The following is a 21,726-nucleotide window of genomic DNA, read 5'->3' as shown; positions in this document are numbered from 1 at the left end:
GTTTTTAAAGACGATTCTTATTTTAGGAGGAAAAAATAGTGGCTGCTTTTTTACACGGTTTATTATTAGCGCTTGGTCTAATTTTACCTTTAGGTGCACAAAATGTGTTTATTTTTAATCAAGGCGCTAATCATAAACAAATTAGAAAAACAATACCTGTAATTATTACTGCAGGTCTATGTGACACGCTTTTAATTTTATTAGCAGTATTAGGCGTATCGCTTGTTCTATTATCATTGCCGGTATTACAACTTGTTGTATATATAATAGGATTTATATTTTTAATTTATATGGGGATTGTATTATGGAAGGAAAAACCTCAAAGTTTGGAATATCAGCCTTCTATGTCTGCTAAAAAACAAGTTGGGTTTGCGATATCAGTATCATTATTAAATCCACACGCTATCATGGATACAATTGGTGTAATTGGTACAAGTGCTTCAGTTTATGAAGGATTAGATAAATTTATCTTCACAGCATCCACTATTTTGATTTCATGGCTTTGGTTTATTTTATTAGCGATTTTAGGTAAAATCGTTGGAACAGTTGATAAAACAGGTCAATGGATTATATATTTGAATAAAATTTCAAGTATTGTTATCTTCATCGTTGCCTTAATTATACTAAAAAACATTCTTACTCTTATTTTTTAATAGGTAATATTTGTTATTTTATGAATATTTAAGTATATTTAAGGGAATAAATTTAATATCAATTAATATGGAGTAGATGTACATGAAAACCTGGGCAAAAGGTGTAATTACTATTGGTGCTAGCTTAGTAGCTAGTCAGTATGTTGTTAAAAAATTATCTAAAAGAAGTATGAAAAGTCAAATCGTTGAATGGATGATCGCAGCGCAAAATACATTTCCTAAATATGAAAGTTATGAATCTAAATCTGAGTTTGTAAATGAATTATATGAGGAAAATGAAAAACGATATACCTTACCAAAATTATTTAAACCTAAAACAAAAATAAATGAATATCAAATTGACGAAATGCAAGTATTAACATATAACTCTAACTTAAACTCAAAAGTAGGTATTTTATACTTGCATGGTGGCGCTTATATACACCAACCAACCATTTATCACCATAAATTTATAGATGAACTTGCTAAAACTGTAAATTTAAAAGTGGAAGTACCTATATATCCGAAAGCGCCGAATCAAATATTTATTAGATCATATGAGTTAATCATTGATTTATATAGACGCATGATTGAAGAACACGAGGAAGTTGTTATTATTGGTGATTCTGCAGGTGGCGGATTAGCTGTAGGACTTATGCAATTATTAAAAGAACAACACATTAAGCAACCGCTTCATGCATTTTTACTTTCACCTTGGATAGATATGAATATGGATAACAAAGATATTACAGAAGAGCTGCAACAAAGCGATCCAATGCTTGATATTGAAAGTTTACAATTTTGTGGTGATTTATGGTGTGGCCATACGAATAAAAATCATCATTTATTATCACCTATATATGGAGATTTGCAATCACTGCCTCCTATGACTATTTTTGTAGGCACAAGAGAAATATTGTTGCCGGATATTAGATTGTTTAAAGAAAAACTTCAAAAATTTTCAAACGACGTTGCTTATCATGAATATGTGAACCAAAATCATGTATTCCCAATCTTTCCAATTGAAGAAGGGAAAGACGCTAGAAGTATCATTTATAATAAAATTAATAATTTTTAATAAACTTTTTAAACGTGCAAACGATTATCTTTTTAAGCATTATGGCATGTGTTATAATAAATAATTGTATAGATAGTCGTAATGACTAATAAAGAGGTGAATTTTAATGAGTATTCGTTCTGAACGTGTTGGAGAACAAATGAAAAAAGAACTTATGGATATAATAAATAACAAGCTTAAAGACCCTAGAGTTGGTTTCTTAACAATTACTGATGTTGAACTACCAGGTGATTTATCAGATGCTACTGTTTATTTAACAGTATTGGGGTCAGATAAAGAAAAAGAAGAAACATTCGAAGGCTTAGAAAAAGCAAAAGGATTTATTAAATCCGAACTTGGAAGCCGTATGAAATTACGTATCTTACCAGAGTTACACTTTAAATACGATGAATCAATTGACTACGGTAATAAAATCGAACGCATGATTCAAGATTTAAATCGTAACGAATAAAACATTATAATATTTAAAAGAAAAACACCCGATATTTTCACATTTAACGTGAATTTATTGGGTGTTTTTTTCTTTTTAATCAATTTTTAATTTTCCTCTAATTGTTTGTGAACTATGTAAATGTACATTGTAGATAAGTTAAAGATAGCGAAGTACAAATAGAGGAGGAAATTAAAATGAAAATTGTAGTTGTACCTTCAGGGTTTAAAGAGAGCTTAAGTGCCGAAGAAGTTGGAAATTCTATTTCGAGAGGAATAAACAAAGTGAATCCTTATCATGATGTCACTACTATTCCTATGGTAGATGGTGGAGAAGGTTTTGTAGATACGATTACAAAACTAAAAGAAGGCAGAAAAGTAAAAACACAAGTGATGGGTCCGGTTGGTAAACCTATAAAATCTTTCTTTGGTGTTTTTGAGGAAAATGGTATAAAGACAGCTGTAATAGAAATGGCGGCAATTGCAGGGTTGAGACATGTACCACAAAATATGAGAAATCCATTAAACACGACAACTTTTGGGGTAGGTGAAACGATTATTAAGGCATTGGATAATGGTGCAGAACGTATTCTGATTGGGTGTGGTGATTCAGGTACATCAGATGGTGGAGTAGGCATGGCTCAGGCGTTAGGCATAAAATTCTTAAATGAAAATGGTGAAGCTGTATTTATAAACGGTGGAGGCGAAATAAATCGGATTTATGGGGTTGATATGAGTTATATGGATGCTAGAGTAAATTTAGTAGACATAGATGTAGCAGTTAATTGGACAAATTTATTGTGTGGACAAAAAGGGGTAGCAAGAGTATATGGACCGCAAAAGGGTGCATCTCCTGAAAATGTCGAACTATTGTCTAACAACCTAGAACATCTTGCAAAACTCATAAAAAGTTTGAAAAAAGAGGATATTTCTTTAATGAATGGTGGAGGTGCATCAGGTGGTTTAGGTGCAGGTTTATATGGATTCCTTAATGCCCGTCTACATCCAAGATTTGAAATTATTATGAAGTATATAGAGATTTCAGATGCAATTCAAAATGCAGATCTAGTTATAACTGCAGAAGGATGTATAGATTTTCAAACACCAAATGGAAAAATTCCATCTGAAGTTGCAAGGATTGCAAAAATGCATAAAAAACCAGTTATTGCTTTTGCTGGTACAATAGGTCATAATGCAAAGATTAATTATCAAAGTGGTATTGATGCATTTAGTAGCATCATTCCAGAACCTACGACGTTAGAAAATTCAATTTTAGACGCAGATAAATGGCTAGAAAATTGTTCTGAAAATGCCTTGAGACATATTACAATAGGCATTAATTTAGGCAATCAAATGGTTGCTGCAAAAGATGTTGTTAAATGACTAATAAGCAAATAGTTTATCTGTGTTTATATTTTATATTTTCTATCGTTGTATTCTTATATATTGATTTACCTTATTTAGGTCAACTTAGTTTGATCATCTTTGTATTATCATTAGGTCTATTTTTATTAACGAATATGCCTGCAGGTTTATCTGCATTTATAGCATTAACAATAGGTATACTGTTAGGTATTCCTGAAAAAATATTATTTGAATCAATGGATGAGCATGTTGTTTGGCTCATGATTGGTGCATTTATTATAGGGGCAGCTGTTGAAATAAGTGGTTTACTAGATAGATTAATTCATTGGATAGATAATAAATGTCATACAGAAAATAAGATGAATATATTTTTATTTATAATCGTTCAAATAATTTCTATATTAGTACCTTCCACATCAGGGAGAGCTGCTTCAATGATTCCAATTTATAAAGCTTTTGCTTCTAGATTTCAATCAAATCAAAAATATTTTGCATTATTGATACCAGTGCTTATTTTAATGGGGGCAAATCTTACTTTAATCGGTGCTGGAAGTCATATCGTGGGTATTGGTTTGTTAAAAGGTCAGACGAATGAAACGATTTCTTATGTAGACTTTATTATATGGGGATTTCCATTTGGTATCATAATGGGTGTTATCAGTTTATTTATTATAAAGAAATTGTTTTTTATTAAAAACGATACAGGTTCAGAATCATCTTTTAAAGAAGTGAAAAGTAAACATAAACCATTAAGTACAAAAGAAAAAAAGACATTGTTATATTTATTTATAACGATTAGTTTATGGATAACTGAATCTCTACATGGGTTTGATATTGCATTTATAACGATTGCTATGAGTGTTGTTATGATGGCACCTAATATCGGTGTCATCTCATGGAAACAAGGTTTGAAAAGCATCTCTTGGAGTTTAATATTTTTTGTTGCTGGTGCGACCGCTCTTGGTGAATTACTTGTATCATATAAGGTTATAGAATATATACAAAAAAATTTATACGGTTATTTATCTCAATTCGAAAATATCAATGAACTAGTTGTATTACTCATAATTGTGATAATAACGGTAACATCACATTTATATGTAACAAGTCACACTACACGAGCCGTCGTTTTTGTTCCGTTATTTTTATTATTTAGTGATATGTTCAATTTAAATCCCATTTCAGTTGTTTTCATGACTTTGATAGGGACAAATTACTGCGTTACCTTTCCAGTGAGTTCAAAAGCGCTACTGCTATTTTATGAACAAGATCGAAAACCATTTAAAAATATAGATTTAGCGAAAGTAAGTGGTATATTGATGCCTATTTACATGTTAATAATGATTGCGTGTTATTATTTCTGGTGGCAATATACTGGATTATCGCTTAGGTAAGGAGAAGAGACATGGAAAAAATCTTAATTGTTGAAGATGAAGTGAAAATTGCTAGAGTCATACAATTGGAATTAGAGTATGCAAATTATGAAATTAGTATAGCGAATACCGGAAGACAGGCTTTAGAACTGTTTGAATCGAATCATTTTGATTTAGTTTTATTGGATGTCATGATTCCTGAATTAAATGGTTTAGAGGTTTTGAGAAGGATTAGGGAAGAGGATAGTAACATTAAAATTATTATGTTAACTGCTAGAGATGCAGTGATGGATAAAGTGAGTGGTTTAGATTCTGGTGCAAATGATTATATGACTAAACCATTTGAAATAGAAGAACTTCTCGCTAGAATTAGAGTTCATTTAAAACAAAACAATGAAACAACTGAAGAGAATCGTAATGAAATTCAATTTAAACATTTAAATATTCATCCATTAAGCCGAGAAGTATATATAAATGAATCACTCGTTAATTTAACTCAAAAAGAATATGATTTATTGTTGTACTTTATTCAGAATAAAAACCAAGCTTTAACAAGAGAACAAATTATTGAAGCGGTGTGGGGATACGAATATTATGGCGACACGAATGTTATTGATGTTTATGTCAGATATTTAAGAAAAAAACTAGATCAAAATGACATATCCTTGATATCTAGCGTTAGAGGTATTGGATATATGATAAAGGATTGAATCTATGAAACTAGGGACGAAAATTCAACTCTATACAACGGTAATGATTGTCATTGTTGTTATTTGTATAAATTTATTTGTTTATTTTGTTTATCAAAAAGTTTCACTCGACTCGGAAGTAACTCAGCTAGAAAGTCGAGGCATTAATATTATGAAAGAGTTGCAAAATACTTCAGATACTGATGTTAATACCGAAGCTGTTTTGCAATCTTATTTACTTTCTGATGGATATATTACAGTAGTTAACCAAAAAAATAAAAGTGTCGTTCAAATTTCAACAGATGTTAAGTATAAAAACTTAGCAGAATCATATAAAAATGAACAATATAAAAAAGTCGTCGAAAAAAGTGGCAATCATTTTGCTATGGTATCCTTACCGATTATTTGGAAAAATGGTGAAGTCAGCAATCTACAAATATTTGAAAATATCGATTTTAAATATGAAACTTTTTCTATTTTAAAATGGATATTAATTGTTTCGACTATCATTATTCTAATCGTTATATTTCTTTTGAATAGAATCATTACGCAAATTATTTTGAAGCCAATTAATGAGCTCATTGAACAAATGAATAAAACGAGAGAAACAAAGCATTACAGTAAAATCGATATAAATGATAACGATACGAAAGAGTTGAAAGAACTTTCGAATACATTTAATGAAATGATGCTCAATTTAAAAGATCATGATGAAAAACAACAAGCATTTATACTCAACGCATCACATGAATTAAAAACACCGATAACAGTTATGAATTCATACAGTGAAATGTTAAAAAGATTTGGTAAAACACGTCCTGATTTATTAGATGAAGGTATTGATACCATTAATGAAGAAGCTAAAAGATTAAAATATTTAACTGAACAAATGCTAGACTTAGCTAAAATAGAACGTACTTTTCATGACATTGAATTGTCAAAAGTTGATATTATTGAACAAGTTTCGAGTTTAACTAAAAAACTTTCACAAGTTTATCAAAGGAAAATCAATATATATACAACCGAAAATTCATTAGCCGGAAAAATTAATAAAGATAGCTTTAATCAGTTGATGACTATTTTTCTTGATAATGCATATAAATATAGTCAATCAGAAATTGATTTAGAGCTTACAGATAAAGTTCAATATATAGAAATCATAATTAAAGATTATGGACCTGGGATTGTTGAAGAGGATATTGAAAAAATATTTACGAGGTTTTATAGAGTTGATAAAGCAAGATCTCGACAGTCTGGAGGATCTGGGTTAGGTTTATCAATTGCGAAAGAACTTGCATCGAAAAATCAAATCGACATACAAGTTAAAAGTGAAGAAGGTGTCGGATCAGAATTTATATTGAAAGTGAGAAAGGTGTGAAAAAATGAAAAAAGCGATTAAACCTTTGCTTATAGTCGTTATGGCAATTCTTCTAATTGCTTTAATTTCCATTATTTACATCAGGTCAACAGAACAATTGATGGATAAAGACTTAGCTAAAACATTAATATCAGAAAGATATAAAGGTGATATTACTAAATTAACTCAATCTAAAGATAATCGAACTTTTTATGTGAAAATCAAAGATAAAGATAAAAAATACAGTTTAGAAATTGATCGAAGAAAAGAAACGATTAAAAACGTTACGTCACAAACAACACCTAAAAAACAAACTAAAAAAGAAAAACCAAAGACAAAAGAAAAAACAAAAAAAGATGACAAGAAAAAAACGCTTATAACTGAAAAAAGAGCAAAACAAATAGTTATGAATGAAGTGGGAGGTACTTTTGTAGATATTAAGAAAAATGAAGACTCTAAGCCTATGACATATACTGTTACTCAACATGTTGATGATAACGAAGGTGCTGTCGTTTCAGTTAATTCGTTAAATGGAAAAGTTAATTCAGTATCATGGTTTAATATTGAACAACCTCAACCTAGTTATAATGCGGGTAATGAAAATAAAGAACAATATTACTATGAAGATGACGATGACTACGACGATGATGAATACGATGACGATTAACATGGATTGTTAGTTATTTCTTCTTTTTACTTGAGTTTTAATGTAAACTTGTAATGAATAGAAGCATGTTTTGGAGGTCGTAAATTTGGATGGCATATTAGCAATTCATAAAGAAGTAGGCATGACGAGTCACGATGTCGTGTTTAAACTTCGAAAAATATTAAAAACTAAAAAAGTTGGTCATACTGGCACTTTAGATCCAGAAGTAAGTGGTGTTTTACCAATATGCGTAGGTAAAGCTACTCGTGTCAGTGATTATGTTATGGAAAGTGGTAAGACATATATTGCTGAAGTAACAATTGGTAAAAGCACGACTACTGAAGATCAAACTGGAGAAATAGTAGAAGAAAAAGCTGTAACTGAAAATATTTGGTGTACTGATGACATACGTTCAACTTTAAATAAATTAGTGGGTGAAATTGAGCAAATTCCGCCGATGTATTCAGCTGTTAAAGTAAACGGAAAAAAATTATATGAATACGCTCGTCAAAATATTGAAGTTGAAAGACCTGTTCGTAAAGTCTTCATTAACAGTATTGAGCTAACTTCAGACATTTCATATGACAACCAAACTTGTAAATTTGAAATAGAAGTCGAGTGTGGAAAAGGGACATATATAAGAACATTAGCAACTCAGATAGGAGAATTACTTGGTTATCCTGCACATATGTCTCATTTAGTTAGATTGAAAAGTGGTGGATTTTCGTTAAATCAGTCTATTACATTAGATAACTTACGTGAAATAGTTGAGCAAGATAGGTTACAGGAAGTGCTTCTTCCATTAGAATATGGATTGAATGGCTTACAAAAAATAATCGTAGAAGATTCTGGTCTTGTTAAAAGGATACAAAATGGACAGAAGATTATGAAAACCGATTTAAATACTAATATAGACGGTGAATTTGTCCTATGGTATAAAGAACATGCAATAGCGATTATGGAGCCTTATGAAAAAAATAATGATTTATATAAACCAAAAAAAGTTTTTCTTTAAAGGAGTATTCTGATGGAAGTTATAGAAATTTCACACCCAATTAATTCATCACAATTTGTAAATGAGAATATTGCATTAGCAATAGGTTTTTTTGATGGTATACATATTGGCCACCAAAAAGTATTGAAAAAAATGCTTGAAGTAGCAGAACATAACGATTTGAAAAAGGCTGTTATGACTTTTGACCCTCATCCTTCTGTAGTACTTAATCCAGAAAAGAAAAGAACTACATATTTAACACCGATAACGGATAAAGTCGAAGCAATAGAAAAGCTCGGAGTGGATTATTGTTTTGTCGTAAACTTTTCTTCTAGCTTTGCAGATGTTTCTGCAGATGAATTTGTAGAACAATATTTTATTCGTAATCATGTTAAAGCTGTCATTGCGGGATATGATTTTAGCTTTGGTAAATACGGAAAAGGCAATATGGCTTCTTTACAAGAGAATGATTATCCTTTTAGTGTACACGTCGTTTCTAAACAAACTTTAGAAGAAGATGTTAAAATATCAACTACAAATATTAGAACTTCACTTGAATTAGGTGAAGTAGAAGCGTGTACTTTAGCTTTAGGTCGTCCATATGTTATAAAAGGCATGGTTGTTCAGGGAGAAAAAAGAGGTAGAACAATAGGCTTTCCAACCGCTAATGTCGAACCTAGTGACGAATATGTATTACCAAGAAATGGTGTATATGCCGTTACATTACTCATTAAGTCTAGAAACAAAGTATATGAAGGTGTCTGTAATGTAGGGGTTAAACCAACTTTTCATGACCCATCAGTTTCACAAGTTAGCATCGAAGTAAATATTTTCGATTTTGAAGAAAGTATTTACGGGGAGAGAGTGGAAGTATTTTGGCATCATTTCATTAGACCAGAACAAAAGTTTAACGGCATTGATGCACTTGTAGAACAAATATCTAAAGATAAAGAAAAAGCAAAATCATTACTTGAACTTGATAAACAATAGTGGTTTATGTATAATAGTTAAAGTGCCTATTCCTTGGCTGATCGACACTCCGACGATTCGCTCAGGTATAAGGTGAATACAAAAATAGGAGGGAAATTGACAATGGCAATTTCACAAGAAAGAAAAAACGAACTAATCGAACAATACCGCGTACATGAAACTGATACTGGTTCTCCAGAAGTACAAATCGCAGTTTTAACAGCAGAAATCACTGCTTTAAACGAACATTTACGTACTCACACGAAGGATCACCATTCACGTCGTGGATTATTAAAAATGGTTGGTCGTCGTAAACACTTATTAACATACTTACGTGATAATGACGTTCAACGTTACCGTGATCTAATTAAATCACTTGGATTACGTCGCTAATCGCAACACCAATCGAAGGGAATCGATCAGATTTCTTTCGATTTTTTTATAAAAAATTATAAAATGAGTACATATTAATGGTATGATATAATTGATTAATTGTAATGAGAGGAGATTCATAAATGTCTCAAGAGAAAAAAGTCTTTAAGACAGAATGGGCAGGAAGTCCATTAATAATAGAAACAGGTCAGTTAGCGAAACAAGCTAACGGTGCAGTGTTAGTAAGATATGGGGATACGGTTGTATTATCAACTGCTACAGCTTCTAGAGAGCCTAGAAACGTAGATTTCTTCCCATTAATGGTAAATTATGAAGAAAAAATGTATGCAGCAGGGAAAATACCAGGCGGTTTTAACAAACGTGAAGGAAGACCAGGGGAAGATGCAACTTTAACGAGTCGTTTAATTGATAGACCAATTAGACCACTATTTCCAAAAGGTTATAGACATGACGTTCAAGTTATTTCTATCGTGATGAGTGTTGACCCAAATTGTTCACCTGAAATGGCGGCAATGATTGGATCATCAATGGCATTATCTGTTTCAGATATACCATTTGAAAGACCAATTGCAGGTGTTAATGTTGGTTTAGTAGATGGTGAATATGTCATTAACCCTGACGTAGAAGCTAAAGAAGTTTCATTATTAGATTTACAAGTAGCAGGTCATAAAGATGCTATTAACATGGTAGAAGCTGGTGCGAAAGAAGTATCTGAAGAAACGATGTTAGAAGGCATTTTATTTGGTCATAAAGAAATTCAAAGATTAGTAGAATTCCAAGAAGCTATAATTGATGAAATTCAACCTGAGAAATCTCCATTTGAACCTGTTGAAGTTGAGCAATCTCTTGAAGAAGCTGTAATCCAAAAAGCCGAGGCATTAGATTTAAACGGCGCAATTAGAACAGAAGAAAAACAACAACGTGATATCAATATAACTGCTGTTAAAGATGAAGTATTGGCACACTTTACTAACGAAGAAGAGCCTGATAACGAAGAAGTTCTTAAAGATGTTAGTAAAATACTTGATACATTAGTGAAAGACGAAGTACGTCGTTTAATCACTGAAGATAAAGTAAGACCAGACGGACGTAAACCTGAAGAGATTAGACCGTTAGCATCTGAAGTTGGCTTATTACCTAGAGCACATGGTTCAGGTTTATTTACACGTGGCCAAACTCAAGCATTCTCTGTAGCAACATTAGGTGCATTAGGTGAACATCAAATCATAGATGGATTAGGTACTGAAGATCAAAAACGTTATATGCATCATTATAATTTCCCTAATTTCTCTGTAGGTGAAACTGGTCCAGTAAGAGCGCCAGGTCGTCGTGAAATTGGTCATGGTGCACTAGGTGAACGTGCTTTATTACAAGTGATTCCTGATGAAAAAGAATTCCCATATACAATTAGAGTTGTATCTGAAGTATTAGAATCTAATGGTTCATCATCACAAGCATCAATTTGTGGTTCTACACTTGCACTTATGGATGCTGGTGTACCAATTAAAGCGCCAGTTGCTGGTATAGCGATGGGATTAATCACTAAAGATGATAACTATACAATTCTTTCTGACATACAAGGTATGGAAGATGCTTTAGGCGATATGGACTTTAAAGTTGCTGGAACTGAAAAAGGTATCACAGCGATACAAATGGACATTAAAATTGATGGATTAAGTGAACAAATCTTAAAAGAAGCTTTAGAACAAGCTAGAATTGGTAGATTACACATCTTAAATCATATGTTAGAAACATTAGGTCAACCTCGTGAAGATTTAAGCGAGTATGCACCTAAGATTGAAATAATGCATATTAAACCAGATAAAATAAGAGATGTTATTGGACCTGGTGGTAAGAAAATTAATGAAATCATCGATGAAACGGGTGTTAAATTAGATATCGAGCAAGATGGAACGGTATTTATAGGTTCTAAAGATCAAGAAATGATCGATAGAGCACGCAAGATTATCGAAGATATTACTAGAGAAGCAGAAGTTGGCGCAATATACATGGCAACTGTTAAGAGAATTGAAAAATTCGGCGCATTTGTTGAAATATTCCCTGGTAAAGACGCGCTTGTTCATATCTCTCAATTTTCAAATGATCGAGTGAATAAAGTTGAAGATGTAGCTAAAATTGGAGATCAGTTCTTAGTAAAAGTAACTGAAATCGACCGCCAAGGACGTGTCAATGCTTCACGTAAAGTATTATTGAACGAAGATAAAGAGCAAAAATAAAATACAAAGTAATTGAATGGGGACAATGCGTTGTCCCTGTTTTTGTTATGAGGTGAAAAAATGACAGAACAAATAACTTTAGATAACGGAACAGTTATTATTTTTGAAGAGGTACCGAACAGTGAAACTGTGAGTATTGGGGCATATATAAAGACAGGGACTGCAGATGAAGGAGATTATCCCGAAGGTATCGCACATTTTGTAGAACATATGCTATTTAAGGGAAGTAAACATTACACAAGACAACAACTATCGACTGAATTTGATAAAATTGGTGGATATAATAACGCTTATACTACGAAAATGTATACCTGTTATTTTTGTAAAACGTTAAAACGTTTTGAACGGAAAGCGACTGACCTTTTATTAGACATGGTTAAAAATCCTTTATTTATTGAAGAGGAAATTGAGCGCGAGAAAAAAGTTATATTAGAAGAAATTAAAATGGTAGAAGATACTCCTGAAGAGTGGTTAATGGACACGTTAGAATCAGAAGTTTTTGAGAATCAATCTTTAGGAAGAATGATTTTAGGTAAACCTGATAGTGTTAAGTCTATAAACAAATCTATTTTAGAAGATTTTCATAAGAAATATTATCAAAGTAATCGATTAATTGTATCTATTGCAGGAGCGTTCAGTGAAGAATTAAAACAACTTGTAATTGATACATTGAAAGATGATAAGCAAATAGAAATAAAAGACGGAAAAAGAGACACTCAATTTTATGAAAAGAAGAAAACATACTATAAAAATGAGTTAGAGCAAACACATTTCATGAGATGTTATGAAGCCCCTAGTTATAATAATAAGTATTATTATGCGACAAACATTCTTAATACTATTTTAGGAGAAACAATGAGTTCGAAGTTGTTCCAAGTGTTAAGAGAAGAGCATGGGCTCTGTTACAATATTTACTCAGATTTCCAAAGTTATCATGATAATGGTATATTGACGATTTATGCAGGTACAGATAAAGAAAATGTGAAAGCTTCAAGCGATTTGATAACAGATGTTTTGAAAAAACTGCTAGATGATAGCATTACACAAGAAGAATTAGAAGATGCTAAAAGTCATATTATTACGAGCTTTTTAATGGCTTCAGAATCCAATCAAAATAAAATGACTAGAAATGCTAGATCGTTAATGTTCCACAATGAATTGATAACAAATGAAAAGTTTGAAGAGAACATTAATATGATTGAAATAGAAGATATAAAAGAGGCAACTAAATCATTATTAGCGTCACCTTATTCAGAATTTATTTTAACTGAGAAATAACATATTTATAAATTGATTCCTCAATCGTTTGTGAATTCGTTTATTCAATATTTTATTTATCTATAACTCGATTATAGGTGCTTGTATAAACGATAATATAAATGGTATGATTAAAGAAATATATTATGGACGGGACTACATTTAGGAGGAACAATTTTGAGTTTAATAAAAAAGAAAAATGATAAAATTCGTATCATACCACTTGGTGGTGTTGGAGAAATAGCAAAAAATATGTATATCGTTGAAGTAGACGAAGAAATGTTTATGTTAGACGCTGGCTTAATGTTTCCAGAAGATGAAATGTTAGGTGTAGATGTCGTAATTCCCGATATACAATATGTATTAGAGAATAAAGACAAATTAAAAGGTATCTTCTTATCACATGGCCATGAAGATTCAATTGGTGCGGTAAGCTATATCCTAGAAAAATTAGATGCGCCAGTATATGGGTCAAGATTGACTATAGCTTTAGTTAAAGACCATATGAAAGCAAGAAGAATTAACAAAAAAGTACGCTATTATACAGTAAATAGAGATTCAGTCATGAGATTTAAAAACGTAAACGTTACATTCTTTAATACGACGCACTCTATTCCAGATAGTCTAGGAGTATGTATACATACTTCTTATGGTGCAATCGTTTATACAGGTGAATTTAAATTCGACCAAAGTTTACAAGGTGCTTACGCTCCTGATATCGCTAAAATGACTGAAATTGGTCAAAACGGTGTTTTCGCTTTAATTAGTGATTCAACTGAAGCTGAAAAACCCGGTTATAATGTTCCTGAAAATGTAATCGAAAGTCATATGGTAGATGAATTTGCTAAAGCTAATGGTAGAATTGTTGTGTCTTGTTATGCATCAAACTTTATACGTATTCAACAAGTATTAAATGCAGCAAGCAAATTAAATCGTAAAGTTTCATTCTTAGGACGTTCTTTAGAAAGTTCTTTTAATGTTGCACGTAAATTAGGATATTTCAATATCCCAGAAAACTTATTAGTACCAGTTCATGATGTAAGTAAATATCCTAAAAATGAAATGATAATTATTGCAACAGGTATGCAAGGTGAACCAATCGAAGCATTAGGACAAATGGCTTTACAAAGACACCCTATTTTAAACATACTTGAAGGCGATAATGTGTATATCTCTACAACTGCTTCAGCTAATATGGAAGTTATTATAGGTCAAACTATGAATGAACTTGTTAAAGCTGGCGCTAACATTATGCCAAATAACAAAAAGACACATGCATCAAGCCATGGTTGCATGGAAGAATTAAAGTTAATGCTGAACTTGATGAAACCAGAATATTTCGTCCCAGTTCAAGGTGAATTTAAAATGCAAATTGCTCACGCTAAATTAGCAGCTGAAACTGGTGTGGATCCTGAGAAGATTTTCTTACTAGAAAAAGGCGATGTTGTTAATTTTGATGGCAAGCAAATGATTGCTAATGAAAAAGTAACAGCTGGAAACGTATTAATTGATGGTATTGGTGTAGGTGATGTAGGTAACATCGTCTTACGCGACAGACATTTATTAGCCGAAGATGGTATTTTCATTGCTGTTGTAACATTAGACCCTAAAAACAGAAAAATTGTTGGTGGACCTGAAATCCAATCAAGAGGGTTTGTTTATGTTAGAGAAAGTGAAGAATTATTAAATGAGGCTTCAGATAAAGTACGTGAAATTGTAGAAGAAGGCTTACAACAAAAGAAAATTGAATGGTCAGAAATGAAACAAAATATGCGAGATAAACTTGGCAAATATTTATACGAACAAACGAAACGTCGTCCGATGATTATTCCAATTATTTCTGAAATCTAATATTTTGTTGAAGAATTTTACAGTCAAATAAGCCCAATATTGGGCTTATTTTTTGCATTATTGATAAGGAGGCTATTCGTATAATGGTACAAAAGAAAAAGCCAACAACGCGTAAAAGAAAAACAACGCGAGGTAAAAAGAAGCAAAAAGATAACACGCTAAAGTATGTCATAGAAGTACTCGTGCTGTTTTTAATAGTGTTAGGCGCTTTTCAATTAGGTTTTATCGGGTTGATGGTTGATAGTTTCTTCCACTTTTTATTCGGCTATTCCAAATATTTTACATATATATTAATCGTGATTGTTTCACTATTGATTACATTAAATGATAAAGTGAAGTTTACAAGACGTTTAACTGGCTTATTCATATTTCAAATTGGACTATTGTTGTTATTCCAAATGATTTTATATTTCAAAGATAAGTCATTTGATTCATTTAAAACGTCATTAAGTGAAACATACTCAGCTTTAGAAAGTAATGCCATGTACTTTAATGGTGGTGGTTTCATAGGTTATCACGTATTTAATGTGGTAAGTAAACTCGTTTCAGTATTTGGTTATGGTTTAATTACATTGTTAATTTTAGTATCAAGTATGATTCTTATATTTAACAAAAAACATAGAGATATAACAAAATCATTATTTGAAAATGTACAAAGTAAAACAAAATCAAAAATGGTTAACTTAGAACGTAAAAGAGAAGAAAAATCTCAAATTAAAAAACAAGAAAAAGAAAAACGTAAACAAGAAAAAATCAAAGATGTTTCAGATATGAAAGAAATTAAAATGGATAATCCACCAGAAACAACAAAAGAAGAAACAAAAAATCAAGAAACATCCTATGATGATATTCCAATTTTTGAATCAACTGAAAAACAGCAACTTAAGAAAAAATCAGTTCCTAAATCAGAAATTAAACAAGAAGAACCAGCTGAGGAAACAAATGAATCTACTATAGACGAAACAGAGAATTTAAATTATAAATTACCTCCGCTTAGTATTTTAAATGATCCACCTAAATCTCAAACAGTGTCTAAGAAAACTGTTCAAGAGAAAGGGAAATTACTTGAAGCGACATTAAGAAACTTTAATGTCGATGCTAAAGTTACACAAATAAGAATTGGTCCAGCTGTTACCCAATATGAAGTGCAGCCTGCTCAAGGCGTTAAAGTAAATAAAATTGTGAACTTGAGCAATGATATCGCCCTTAATCTTGCAGCTAAAGATATTAGAATTGAAGCACCTATTCCAGGTAAATCAGCAGTGGGAATAGAAGTGCCAAATGAACATATTTCTATGGTTACATTGAAAGAAGTATTAAATGAGATGAAGTCCACAACTAATAAATTAGAAGTAGCATTGGGTAGGGATATTTCTGGTGAACCTATTACAGCTGAACTTAATAAACTTCCACATTTACTTGTGGCAGGTGCTACAGGTAGTGGTAAATCGGTATGCATTAACGGAATTATAACGAGTATTCTTATGAATGCTAAACCACATGAAGTTAAACTTATGCTAATTGATCCGAAGATGGTTGAGTTAAATGTATATAATGGTGCTCCTCATTTATTAACGCCAGTAGTAACCAACCCTCAAAAGGCAAACCAAGCTCTGCAAAAAGTAGTATCTGAAATGGAAAAACGATATGACTTATTCCAACATGTTGGAGCAAGAAATATAGAGGGTTATAACGAGTACATTGAAAGAAGTAACATGGAGTTAGAAGAGAAACAAGCACAACTACCTTATATAGTAGTGATTGTAGATGAATTAGCTGACTTAATGATGGTGGCAGGTAAAGATGTTGAGTCATCAATCATGAGATTAGCACAACTTGCTAGGGCAGCAGGCATACATTTAATTATTGCAACACAAAGACCTTCTGTTGATGTAATAACAGGTAGTATTAAGGCGAATATACCATCTAGAATTGCATTTGCTGTAAGTTCAGCGACAGATTCTAGAACGATTTTAGATGGTGGTGGTGCTGAAAAATTACTTGGTAAAGGTGATATGCTATTCTTATCAAGAGATTCTTCTAAACCGACAAGAATTCAAGGTGCTTTCCTCTCGGATGGAGAAGTTGAAAATGTTGTTCAACATGTAATTGGTGAGCAAACAGCTAACTACGTTAAAGAGATGGAACCGGACGAACCTAGTGAATCAGGGGAAATGGAAAGCGAAGATGAATTGTATAAAGAAGCTTATTTATTTGTTGTTGAAGAACAAAAAGCAAGTGCTAGTTTATTACAAAGACGATTTAGAATAGGTTACAATAGGGCATCTAGATTAATGGATGATTTAGAAGGAAATGGCGTAATAGGGCCACAATCAGGTAGTAAACCTAGACAAGTTTTGGTCGATATTTATCAAGATGAATAGGGGGATATTATGTCTACAAGTGAAACGACTAATTTTGTGAAAAACTGGCTATTAGATAAAATTCAAAAAGGTGAACTAGAACCGGGAGAAGTTATACCAACGGAATTCGAGTTAAAAAGAACATTAGATATTGAATATGAAGAAATAGAAAAGGCTATTCATGAACTTGTAACAGAGCAAATATTGTCCCAAAAATCTGGAGAAGGTACGATAGTGAAACCAAGACAACCATTTTATTATCCTTTAGATGAACTTGTAAGTATTACCAATATGATAGAGAAAAACGGCCAGAAAGCTGGTACAGAATTCATTAGTCTTGATGAAGAAATAACGACTATAACTGAAAAAGAAGTATTGAATTTAGAAGATGATGCTATCATTTCTGTCATAGAAAGATTGAGGACAGCTGATGGAGAACCAGTTGTATATTGCTTAGATAAAATTTCTGCAGATCTATTTCCATGTAGTGACTATCATTCTAATTTATCTCTATTATCCGCAATAGAGAATAAAATAGAATATAAAATCACTCGTGCTGATACATCGATAGAATCTATTAGCTATGAGCCTTACATTAGTGAAATATTAAATTCTCATCCTGATGATGCTATGATGTTACTTACTCAAATTCATTATGATGAACAAGAAAGACCTGTTCTTTATTCATTAAATTACTTCAAAAGTAGTCTTGTTAAGTTTCGAATCAAACGAAATAGGATATAATCATTATATTACACAGAAACAAAGTAACAATTGTTGCTTTGTTTCTGTATATCTATACATAAAAAAAGAGAGGTATCAAAAATGATAACAACTGAACATATACAATTAGCATCTAACGACGTTTATGTGATACCAACAAAGAAATTTAAAACAACAACAATTGTCTTTAAATTTGTTGCGCCACTAGATAGCGAAACAATCACTTCGAGGTCTATATTAAGTAAATTATTAACTAGAGTAACGAAGAAATATCAAACTGATAAAGAAATGAATAACTTGTTAGCAGATTTATACGGTGCACATTTATTTAGTTATGTGAATAAACAAGCGCACAATCATATCATGACGATAGGTATAGAAATCGTAAATGAAAAGTATTTGAATAGTGAGTCTTCATTATTAGAAAAAGCTGTACAATTATTACATGAAGTTATATTTAATCCATACATAGAAAGCAATCAATTTAATGAAAAATATACAGAACAAGAAAAATTTTTACTAAAGAAAAAATTAACTGCGATTGAAGAAAATAAATCTCAACGTGCATTCCTGCAATTTTTAAATCATATGTTTGAAAATGAACCATATAGATTTTTAGCCACGGGCCATTTAGAAGATATAGACAGTATTAATGCACAAAATTTAGTACAAACATATCAAGACTTGCTTGAAGAAAACGCAATTTCAACTTATATTATTGGGAACGTTGACTTAGAAGAAGTTAAATCTTTATGCAAAAAATATTTTACTTTTGAACATAATAATAAAATGGAAATTGAAACATCTGCAATAAAACATATTGATCAAGTTAAAGAAATTACTGATTATACTGAAATTGATCAAGCGAAGTTAAACATGGGGTACCGTTTCCCTATTACATTCCATTCTAAAGAATACTATTCTTTCTTAGTATTAAACATGTTATTGGGTGGCGATGCGTCTTCTATATTGTTTAGTGAAGTAAGAGAAAAACAAAGTTTAGCATATTCTATACATTCACAAATTGATGCGAGAAATGGTTTCTTATATATAGTTGGTGGCATATCTAAAGATAAAGTACAAGTGGCTAAAGAAACGATATTAAATATTTATAAAGATTTACAAGAAGGCCACTTTGAAGACAACAAGTTAGAACTAGCCAAGAAAGTTCTTATATCAAATGCACAAGAAATGTTCGATAAACAAAGACAAATGGTTGATTTATTGCATATGCATGCAAGATATCAATCCGTATATGATTATGAAGAATGGATTAAAGAAATAAATTCTATAACTAAAAAAGATATTATGAACATTTCACAACAAGGACAATTAGATACGATATATATACTGACTGAAGGTGAAAAAGATGACGAATAAATACTATGAACAAATAGATGAGACAGTATTTGAAGAAACTTTAGAAAATGGATTGAAAGTAGTCGTTATTCCTAAAAAAGGTTTTTATAAAACTTTTGTTACATATACAACTAAATTTGGTTCGTTAGACCATACTTTTAAACCACATGGAGAAACAGAATATGCAACGGTTCCTGATGGTGTTGCCCATTTTCTAGAACATAAATTATTTGAAAAAGAAGAAGGAGATGTATTTACAAGTTTTGCTGAAAACGACGCACAAGTAAATGCATTTACAACATTTGATCGAACAAGCTATTTATTTAGCGCTACTGACCATGTTCACGACAATATTATTAGATTACTAAAAATGATTGAAAGCCCATATTTTACAGAACAAACTGTAGAAAAAGAAAAAGGTATTATTGCTGAAGAAATCAAAATGTACCAAGAACAACCAAATTATAAGTTGATGTTTCAAACATTAGGCGCTTTGTACCATAAACATCCGGTTCAAATTGATATTGCTGGATCAGTTGAAAGTATATATAAAATAACAGCAGATGATTTATATTTATCTTATGAAACATTTTACCATCCTGCTAATATGGTATTAATTGTTGTGGGTGATGTGGACCCTGAAGAAACAATTGAATTAGTAAGGGAACATGAAGCAACAAGAGAATTAAGTGAAATGCCTCCTATAGAACGTCAACCATTTAACGAACCAGAATCAGTACACCAAGAGTATGTAGAAACAAAAATGGAGATTGTTCATGAAAAATCAATGGTTGCATTTAAATTCAAACCTAACAGTATTTCTGATGAAATAAGAGTTAAAAATGATATTGAAATGATGCTCGCTTTAGATTTAATGTTCGGTGAACAAACAGACTTTTATCAAAAACTACTTGAGCAAGATGTGATTGATGATACTTTCGGTTACCAATTTGCTAATGAAGCTACTTATAGTTACTTGATATTAGCTGTTTCTACAGACAAACATGAGCAATTTAAGTCAGCAATATTTGAAGAATTACAAAGTTATATAGAAAATGGTTTCGATGTATCAGAATTAAATAGATTAAGAAAACAAACATTAGGTGAAATTGTATCGAGTTTAAATTCACCTGAATATATTGCTAATCAGTATACAAAATTTTATTTTGAAGGGGTAGAACTTTTCAGATTAATAGATATTTTAGAGTCAATCACAGTTGATAGCGTACACCATACATTAAAATCGCTTATTAATTTTGATAATGTCGTAGAAAGTCGTTTGGTGAAAGATAATGGCTAAATCATTAATTATTGGAGGAAGCGGTGATATAGGTCTTTCAATAGTTGATGAATGCCTAGCACGAGGCGATGAAGTTATATTACATTATAATAATGCAGATATAGAAACATTAAAATCGCGCTATAAACATCAACCAGTTTCATTTTTGAAATTAGATCTTACAGAAAAAATAACATTTCGTGAACTGGATGAAATTAGTCATTTTGACCATTTAATTTATGTTGCTGGTCAATCTTTATTTGGCGCCATTCAAGATATGTCTGACAAGGATATTGATGGACAATATTTGATAAATGTTTATAATTTAATAAAAGTTGTACAAGCATTAGTGGATCGTTTAAGGCAAAGTGATAATGGACGCATCATAGTCATCTCATCAATCTGGGGAGAAACAGGTGCTAGCTATGAAACGATTTATTCTACCATGAAAGCTGCGCAACTTGGATTTGTAAAATCTCTTGCAAAAGAATTAGCTTTAACATCCATTACAGTTAACGCTATAACTCCAGGTGTCGTTCATGGTAAAATGACAAATGAACTAGATGAAATGACACAAATACAATTAAAAGAAGATATACCACAAAATCGATTTATCACTACTAAAGAGATTAGTTCATGTGTAGCTTATTTATTGGACCCGTTATCTCAAAGTGTGACAGGACAAGTACTTCGTATTAACGGTGGATGGTATACTTAATATTGGGGTGGATA

Annotated in this window: 19 protein-coding genes; all 19 read left to right on the top strand. The window is 31.4% G+C overall.

Annotation, left to right across the window (positions count from 1 at the left end; translation table 11 throughout):
- The first annotated feature begins 35 nt into the window (after positions 1 to 35).
- The 19 genes from ACNMOQ_RS08240 (at position 36) to ymfI (ending at position 21,712) form a co-directional block, all read left to right on the top strand.
- Positions 36 to 653, top strand: coding sequence for a LysE/ArgO family amino acid transporter (locus tag ACNMOQ_RS08240; RefSeq protein WP_416350399.1), 618 nt, complete (start codon positions 36 to 38; stop codon positions 651 to 653).
- Between the two features lie 82 nt (positions 654 to 735).
- The gene (locus tag ACNMOQ_RS08235) at positions 736 to 1,710 is read left to right on the top strand and encodes an alpha/beta hydrolase fold domain-containing protein (protein ID WP_239706447.1); all 975 of its coding nucleotides are present in this window, start codon (positions 736 to 738) and stop codon (positions 1,708 to 1,710) included.
- Positions 1,711 to 1,816: 106 nt separating this feature from the next.
- The gene (rbfA, locus tag ACNMOQ_RS08230) at positions 1,817 to 2,161 is read left to right on the top strand and encodes a 30S ribosome-binding factor RbfA (RefSeq protein ID WP_416349669.1); all 345 of its coding nucleotides are present in this window, start codon (positions 1,817 to 1,819) and stop codon (positions 2,159 to 2,161) included.
- 176 nt (positions 2,162 to 2,337) lie between these two features.
- On the top strand, positions 2,338 to 3,522 hold the full coding sequence (locus ACNMOQ_RS08225) for a glycerate kinase family protein (RefSeq protein WP_064204812.1): 1,185 nt from the start codon (positions 2,338 to 2,340) through the stop codon (positions 3,520 to 3,522).
- Positions 3,519 to 4,898, top strand: a complete 1,380-nt coding sequence (locus ACNMOQ_RS08220; protein ID WP_016998637.1) for an SLC13 family permease — start codon at positions 3,519 to 3,521, stop codon at positions 4,896 to 4,898. Before ACNMOQ_RS08225 ends, ACNMOQ_RS08220 begins: the two co-directional genes overlap by 4 nt.
- Before the next feature lie 11 nt (positions 4,899 to 4,909).
- Positions 4,910 to 5,587, top strand: coding sequence for a response regulator transcription factor (locus tag ACNMOQ_RS08215; protein WP_064204813.1), 678 nt, complete (start codon positions 4,910 to 4,912; stop codon positions 5,585 to 5,587).
- A gap of 4 nt (positions 5,588 to 5,591) precedes the next feature.
- Positions 5,592 to 6,944 carry a HAMP domain-containing sensor histidine kinase gene (locus tag ACNMOQ_RS08210; RefSeq protein ID WP_214269839.1) on the top strand — a complete coding sequence of 451 codons (1,353 nt, stop codon included), beginning with the start codon at positions 5,592 to 5,594 and terminating at the stop codon, positions 6,942 to 6,944.
- Positions 6,945 to 6,948: 4 nt separating this feature from the next.
- Entirely contained in the window at positions 6,949 to 7,590 is a 642-nt protein-coding gene (locus ACNMOQ_RS08205) for a hypothetical protein (protein WP_064204815.1), read from the top strand.
- A gap of 85 nt (positions 7,591 to 7,675) precedes the next feature.
- Positions 7,676 to 8,584: a tRNA pseudouridine(55) synthase TruB gene (truB, locus tag ACNMOQ_RS08200; RefSeq protein WP_082892509.1), complete on the top strand. Its 909-nt coding sequence runs from the start codon at positions 7,676 to 7,678 to the stop codon at positions 8,582 to 8,584.
- Positions 8,585 to 8,596: 12 nt separating this feature from the next.
- Positions 8,597 to 9,553, top strand: a complete 957-nt coding sequence (locus ACNMOQ_RS08195; protein ID WP_016998643.1) for a bifunctional riboflavin kinase/FAD synthetase — start codon at positions 8,597 to 8,599, stop codon at positions 9,551 to 9,553.
- 102 nt (positions 9,554 to 9,655) lie between these two features.
- Positions 9,656 to 9,925: a 30S ribosomal protein S15 gene (rpsO, locus tag ACNMOQ_RS08190; protein WP_016998644.1), complete on the top strand. Its 270-nt coding sequence runs from the start codon at positions 9,656 to 9,658 to the stop codon at positions 9,923 to 9,925.
- Positions 9,926 to 10,047: 122 nt separating this feature from the next.
- Positions 10,048 to 12,162, top strand: coding sequence for a polyribonucleotide nucleotidyltransferase (gene pnp / locus ACNMOQ_RS08185; RefSeq protein ID WP_016998645.1), 2,115 nt, complete (start codon positions 10,048 to 10,050; stop codon positions 12,160 to 12,162).
- A gap of 60 nt (positions 12,163 to 12,222) precedes the next feature.
- Entirely contained in the window at positions 12,223 to 13,440 is a 1,218-nt protein-coding gene (locus ACNMOQ_RS08180) for a M16 family metallopeptidase (protein ID WP_416349668.1), read from the top strand.
- A gap of 156 nt (positions 13,441 to 13,596) precedes the next feature.
- Positions 13,597 to 15,270 (top strand): ribonuclease J2, encoded by a 1,674-nt coding sequence (rnjB, locus tag ACNMOQ_RS08175; protein WP_016998647.1) that lies wholly within the window; start codon positions 13,597 to 13,599, stop codon positions 15,268 to 15,270.
- 83 nt (positions 15,271 to 15,353) lie between these two features.
- Positions 15,354 to 17,654 (top strand): DNA translocase FtsK, encoded by a 2,301-nt coding sequence (locus ACNMOQ_RS08170; protein WP_016998648.1) that lies wholly within the window; start codon positions 15,354 to 15,356, stop codon positions 17,652 to 17,654.
- 9 nt (positions 17,655 to 17,663) lie between these two features.
- On the top strand, positions 17,664 to 18,377 hold the full coding sequence (locus tag ACNMOQ_RS08165; RefSeq protein WP_239706448.1) for a GntR family transcriptional regulator: 714 nt from the start codon (positions 17,664 to 17,666) through the stop codon (positions 18,375 to 18,377).
- An 81-nt stretch (positions 18,378 to 18,458) separates the two neighbouring features.
- A complete protein-coding gene (gene yfmF / locus ACNMOQ_RS08160) occupies positions 18,459 to 19,736 on the top strand; it encodes an EF-P 5-aminopentanol modification-associated protein YfmF (RefSeq protein ID WP_064210924.1) in 1,278 nt (425 codons plus the stop codon).
- Positions 19,726 to 21,015, top strand: a complete 1,290-nt coding sequence (yfmH, locus tag ACNMOQ_RS08155; RefSeq protein WP_064204819.1) for an EF-P 5-aminopentanol modification-associated protein YfmH — start codon at positions 19,726 to 19,728, stop codon at positions 21,013 to 21,015. Before yfmF ends, yfmH begins: the two co-directional genes overlap by 11 nt.
- Entirely contained in the window at positions 21,008 to 21,712 is a 705-nt protein-coding gene (ymfI, locus tag ACNMOQ_RS08150; RefSeq protein ID WP_416349667.1) for an elongation factor P 5-aminopentanone reductase, read from the top strand. The genes yfmH and ymfI overlap by 8 nt, the downstream gene beginning before the upstream one ends.
- The last annotated feature ends 14 nt before the right edge of the window (positions 21,713 to 21,726 follow it).

This window comes from Mammaliicoccus lentus (genome assembly GCF_947036595.1).
GTDB lineage: Bacteria > Bacillota > Bacilli > Staphylococcales > Staphylococcaceae > Mammaliicoccus > Mammaliicoccus lentus.
Note: the sequence above shows the minus strand (reverse complement) of the source record. Positions and strands in the feature narration are given on the sequence as shown.